The following is a 5770-nucleotide window of genomic DNA, read 5'->3' as shown; positions in this document are numbered from 1 at the left end:
TATTAGGCTTAACACTGTTCTTATTTGCTTTTTTACCGATTCAAACATTTGCCCACAAGCCAGAAGTAAGGGCAAATGGAGACGAAAATTTATTTCAACAGTACACTTGGCTCGAGATATTGAATCCAATTTTATTTCTTTCCTTAGCATTGGTTTACATTGCTTACCTACGGACGATGCGTAAAATATCAAGCAATCGTTTAGAAGAGCGTGATCTAAAGAAAAAGATATGTTTTCTTTTAGGGTTATTAACCATTTATATTTCATTAGCGGGTCCTATTGCTATCTTATCTAATAATCTTGTATTAAGTGCACATATGCTCCAGCAATCTTTTATGTATATTGTCATGCCACCTCTAATTTTATTAGGTATGCCACGGGGATTTTACCAACTTTTAAATGAAAAACTTCTTAAACCAAGGTTCTTAGGTATTTTGAAATCTCCTTTGTTCACCTTACTGTTATTTAATGTATTATGGTCCTTTTATCATTTACCATCAATATACGAATACTTTTTGGAACAATTTATTTTATTGGAAATTTTGCATCTTGTAATAAATACATCTGCTTTTTTAATGTGGATACAACTTTTTGCGCCAGAAGATCAATTTAGCGAAATGTCCTATCTAAAGAAAATTGGTTACATGTTTGCTAATGGAATGTTGATAACACCAGCCTGTGCTTTGATTATCTTTTCGGGTGATGTGATATACCCTTCCATAGAGGAAGCACCACAAGTGATTGCATCGCTTACACCACTACGTGATCAGCAACTAGGGGGAATCATTATGAAGGTCGTTCAGGAGTTTTCCTATGGTACAGCGATTGCCTATGTATTCTTTAAATGGGCGAGATTGGAGAGAGCCAAGGATGCGGAAGTTGATGAGTATCAAAGTGTAGTGGAGTGAAATTTGAGATATTTGATTCCTGTGTAGAAAAATCAATTTAGCTAATGAATGTCTAATAATTCATGAGAGTCAGATAACTGTGTAACTAATTAGAGAATTCCCCTGATTGCAGTTCCTTTCACTATTAAACTTCTATTATGCTAAGAAGGATCAAGTGAAAAATATGATCAGAAGCCACCAGTTCTGTAATAGAACCGGTGGCTTTTGATCTTTTTCAATTAAATCATTACCCTTGGATTCCTCAAACTTTTATCACATTTATGACCTATACTAAAAACACCTAAATTAAAAGGGGGTGTAAGACAGATGAGTTGGGAGTTACTTATCCTGTTAGCCTGTCCGTTGATGATGTTGGTTTGTATGAAAGGGATGTTTAGCTGTAACAAAGACAAGGGTGCAAAAGGTAAGGAAGCAAAAGGCACGGAAATACAGCCAGAAGCTTCTCAGCAGGATGTTCAATCTCTCCAAGTCAAAATGTCCGAATTGATGGAAGAAAACCAAAAATTAATGCAGGATATGAAAGACATGAAAGAAATCCAGTCATCGGAAGAATCTCCCTCAAAAAATGTAGTCAGAATAAAAGAAGGAAAAGAAAAAAGGACGAATACAGGGGGATCTTAAAATGGCTCTACGGGATAACAACATGGCTGAGGCGATAGGCGAGGGGGCGTAGCCTGCTCGCTTTTTCGTTCTAGCTACCCCCATATACATTGCTAAATTGCAATGATTCATTTGTAGAGAGATGGCTTATGTGAATTGAATTAGCTCTTTTATTCTATTGTTACCTCATGTGAAAATCATGGAAAGTACAACGACCTCATAAAATCTCCACATTTTTTTGTTTAAATCAAAGTGCTCCAATTTGTGAGTTACATAAGGAGTCAAATAGGTGTTGGGTTATCGGGTTAAAAATCAATAGCCAACATTCATTAGAAGGAAGTTAGGCTATGAAACATAATAAAAACCAAAAAGGGCAAGGGAAACGATGGATGCTCTGGGTTCCGGTATGTCGGTTTAATATTGATTCTCGCAGTATTAGGATTCATTCAGGGGAAACAAACTACCAATACAAATAAAGCTGGGGTGCCGGTAGGAACTAATTGCCCCAATTTTACTTTGAAATCAACCTAGGGACCCATCTCCTTAGCAGACTAAGAAGGAAAAAACGTGGTCATAAAGAAAGGGATGCTAAGATGTTTGGTCATGAAACATGAAAATATAAGCTTGTTAATGGTGGGCGTGAAAATGGGAAGAGAAACAACGCCTATATACCAAGGAACATTCCATGAGGAAGTGGATTCAACTATTCTTTAGATTTTTGCTTATCATAAGTTACATAAATCTATTTTTTCTTTACCCAAAATAATTAGATTAAAGGTAGAAAGGCAGCTGTAGACTACTATGAATGGATTTATTTTACGGACAAGTATCATGTGTACTTATTTTATTTTATTATTTTTTTTGTTATTTATTTATACTTCAACTGCAGAAGCCCACTCTTCACTAGAAGAAACGTTCCCCAAAGGGGGGGGAGTTTTGGAAGAAGCACCTTCAACGATTGAGGTTTGGTTTCAAGATCCCGTCGTTATTCATCAGGGTTCTATCAAGGTAATTGATTCAAAAGGAAGAGAAATACCTACTTTAACACCTGAATCGGACGCTAAAGACGGGGGGCATATTCTTGCGGAACTCGACAAAGAATTAGGACCTGGAAAGTACACAGTTAAAACCAATGTGATTGCTCAAGATGGTTACGTGATTAAAGAAAAGTTTAGATTCTCTGTTAGGGGATCCGAAAAGTCGGAGTTTAAGGAATTAGAGTTAGTTAAGTCAAATATATCTGACGGAGAAATTTACAAGGGTTCACCTAAACAGATAGAGTTATGGTTCAATCAAGCTGCTGACGTAACAGCATTTGGTATCTTTAATGATAACCAACAACCTGTTGGGACAAAAGAACCCGTTATTGACCCTGAAGATTCTAGTCATGTCACTATTCCAATTTCTGAGGAACTTTCGCCCGGATCATACCAGATAACCTGGTATGCTTCACCAGATAAAAAAGAGACAAAAGAAATTCAAAGAGATACAGTAGGAGTTTTTTACTTTGCCGTTGATGATTTTTCATCAATGAAAACAAATGAAGGTAATGACAGTATCTTTGAATGGAGTAGCCTTAGCTTTTCTATTGGCCTTAAACAAGTTGCATATTGGTTGACATTTATTGGATTCACAGGTTTATTCGGAATATCATGGTTTCACTCAATTATTTTAAAAAATCGAGTAATACAATATAGGCGAAACAAAATAAATCTAATGTTCTATTGTTTAAGTTTAATAGGAATTGCATTACTAATAACTCATCATAGACTAGATCTTCCTGAGTTAGGAATAGAAGAATTTTTACTGCTAAAGTTCACATGGATCCCTATTTTACAAGTGGGACTTCTCACCCTAGGTATGTGGATGAAAAAGGTGCGTTTATTATTATTTGGTATGGCTTTAATATTATGGCCATTCATCATTGGTCATGCCTCGTATCCACGATACGGTGGTTATATTACTATGATAATGACTTCTTTACATATTATTGCTGTAGCCATTTGGATGGGAGGACTTTTTTCACTCATTGCCAAACCGAAACACCAAGAAAAAAAAGAATGGCTACAAAAAGTTGGTCCCTCCTTTTCTAATTGGGCAATGATAAGTGTTAGTTTCATTCTATTTACTGGCATCTGGATGACGGTCGAGTTTCTGCCCTCTACTTCATTAGAAAGTCTATTAGAAAGCGAATGGGGTAGGTCTTTACTAATTAAGACAGTACTATTCTTTTTATTAATCATCATAGGATACGTCCAGCGAAAAACGGTTAGGCAACTTAGTTCCAAATTTACGATCTCCTTCTTCAAAAGAGTTAGAATAGAAGTGCTATATGGACTCATCATTTTCTTTTTTGCAGCATCGTTAGTTGCGGCTAACCCCAGTGCGGCTGAACAAGGAGTTTATAAGCAAACTCCAGAAGCATCAAATGATTTGGGTTTGAATGTTCAAATAACCCCATTAGAAATGGGGTTAAACACCATTACGTTAGAATTTAAAGAAAACCCTAAAATTGAAAATGTGAAAGTGGAACTGAGTATGCCACCTACCTGGCGAATTGAAAATAATGCGTTTCAAGTAGGTAAAAGAACATATAAATTGACCGGAAATTTACTACATGGTGCTGGAACGATTAATATGAAAGTGAAAGTTCTGATGGAAAATGGGAAAGAGGTTCGGTTACCATACGCGATTGTGGTTCCTGGGGAAGTGCGGTTTAATGAGTAATCACAAACTAAGAGGGGTTAAAATAACTATCCAATTTTTAAAAGATAAGGCATGAAAAATCTTACGGTCGTTTTTGGGGGAATTCTCCTTACATGTGACGCTTGTAAATCGGCTGTTACCCATTGTTGGAGGAATTAGACGGGGGTGTGTCTGCCGTTGAAGTGAATGTTAAAGCAGAAGATCAGTGAATCCAACCTAATTGAAGAAAAGGGCCATATTGTTGTGCGAAACATTTCTAACTTAAATTGAGGGATTGGACGGTTAGAGGGGCTTTAAAAGAACCACAATAATAGTGGCTCTTTAATCTCTTATTGATCCAGCCTCACGAGACGTCATGGCCCCTACACCTTTGCTTAAATCCCTTTGAATTTCTTGTTTTACTTTTTTGGGATCTGTCCCTGGATAGCCTGGCTCCATAATGGACTTCGGATTCTCTTTTCTTACTTGTTGAATCCTAGTCCCTGCCACTGTCTTGTTTATAAACACCTCCATATTAGTATTTTTAGCAAGAACCAATATAATAATCAGGTTACTATAAAGAAACTCAAATGTTTTTTCTTTCTAAAAAAGAACAATTTACAAAGTAGTCTTTCAAAAGTGAAAAATGTATGATATTCGACTTCATACATTTCATCTCCGTTAAGAGAGAAGTGTATAAGAAATCCAGTAAGAGGCTAATTGAAAAATAAAACTCTTTTGCAAGGTGGTTCCAATGGATGAATAACTACACTAATGATAGTAGATGATCACTATGTATTTCTTTCGAATTATCTTGATATTGAGTCTTCAGGATAAGGGGCAGATTGTTGAGGATCTTTTTAAAGAAAATGGGATATTTATTTTAAATAGATGGAGATTGTGAAGGAATGTACTTAGACTATAGAAGAAAATACTTTAATAAGAAAGCACACATCATTAAACAAATGATGTGTGCTTTAGATTGTTTTATGTACTTTTTCTATTAGAAATAAATAATAAAAGCTGAGTAATGATAGCCAGAATAGGCAACTCCAATAATGGCCCTATAACTAATGTTAAGGCAATTAAAGGTTGGTCTGGGAATGCGGTCATAGCAATCGCTAAAGCGATTGGCGAATTTCTAGCTAAAGTAGTCAAGCTTAAGCTTGTTCTGTCTGAGATTGGGAACTTCATAAACCTTCCAATCCTTTGACCAACGATAAAATTTACAATAAAAAATAAGAGGATAGGTATTGTAATTTGCCACATTAAATCTAAATTATCAAGCAATAATTGTCCCTGTGAAGCAAACATTGCAATGATTGCAAGGCTTAGAAAAATAATCGGTAACACACTAAGATTATATATAAGATTGTCTCTTAACTGTTTCTTGTTTCTCAAGACCATTTTTGTTAAAAAAGATAAAACTAACGGTATGAATAAAACAATTAAAATACTTTCCACTAGAAATGAAAGTTCTATAACCCCTGTCGTTCCGCCAAAAATAAGAAGGTAAATAGGCAACAAAATGATCTGTAAGATTAAGTTTAGAGGTAAGATAGCCGTTGATAATGCAA

General features: G+C 35.6%; 6 protein-coding genes. 4 read left to right on the top strand and 2 right to left on the bottom strand.

Features of this window, described 5'->3' with window-relative positions:
- From ACFQIC_RS17625 to ACFQIC_RS17610, 4 genes are all read left to right on the top strand, one after another.
- Nucleotides 1-908 (top strand): cytochrome c oxidase assembly protein (locus tag ACFQIC_RS17625; protein ID WP_390217560.1); only part of this gene is annotated, 908 nt, incomplete at its 5' end.
- A 306-nt stretch (nucleotides 909-1214) separates the two neighbouring features.
- The gene (locus ACFQIC_RS17620; protein WP_204712359.1) at nucleotides 1215-1529 is read left to right on the top strand and encodes a DUF2933 domain-containing protein; all 315 of its coding nucleotides are present in this window, start codon (nucleotides 1215-1217) and stop codon (nucleotides 1527-1529) included.
- 326 nt (nucleotides 1530-1855) lie between these two features.
- Nucleotides 1856-1984 (top strand): hypothetical protein, encoded by a 129-nt coding sequence (locus ACFQIC_RS17615; RefSeq protein WP_390217558.1) that lies wholly within the window; start codon nucleotides 1856-1858, stop codon nucleotides 1982-1984.
- 325 nt (nucleotides 1985-2309) lie between these two features.
- The gene (locus ACFQIC_RS17610) at nucleotides 2310-4235 is read left to right on the top strand and encodes a copper resistance CopC/CopD family protein (protein ID WP_204712358.1); all 1926 of its coding nucleotides are present in this window, start codon (nucleotides 2310-2312) and stop codon (nucleotides 4233-4235) included.
- A 300-nt stretch (nucleotides 4236-4535) separates the two neighbouring features.
- Here ACFQIC_RS17610 and ACFQIC_RS17605 read toward each other — a convergent pair whose 3' ends face one another.
- Nucleotides 4536-4727, bottom strand: coding sequence for a hypothetical protein (locus tag ACFQIC_RS17605; protein WP_390217556.1), 192 nt, complete (start codon nucleotides 4725-4727; stop codon nucleotides 4536-4538).
- Nucleotides 4728-5180: 453 nt separating this feature from the next.
- On the bottom strand, nucleotides 5181-5770 hold a 590-nt coding region (locus ACFQIC_RS17600; protein WP_390217554.1), incomplete at its 5' end, for an arsenic resistance protein.

Origin of the sequence: Halobacillus seohaensis, assembly GCF_042663045.1 — a bacterium.
Taxonomy (GTDB): domain Bacteria; phylum Bacillota; class Bacilli; order Bacillales; family Halobacillaceae; genus Halobacillus_A; species Halobacillus_A seohaensis.
This window is presented reverse-complemented; position numbering and strand designations above follow the sequence as displayed.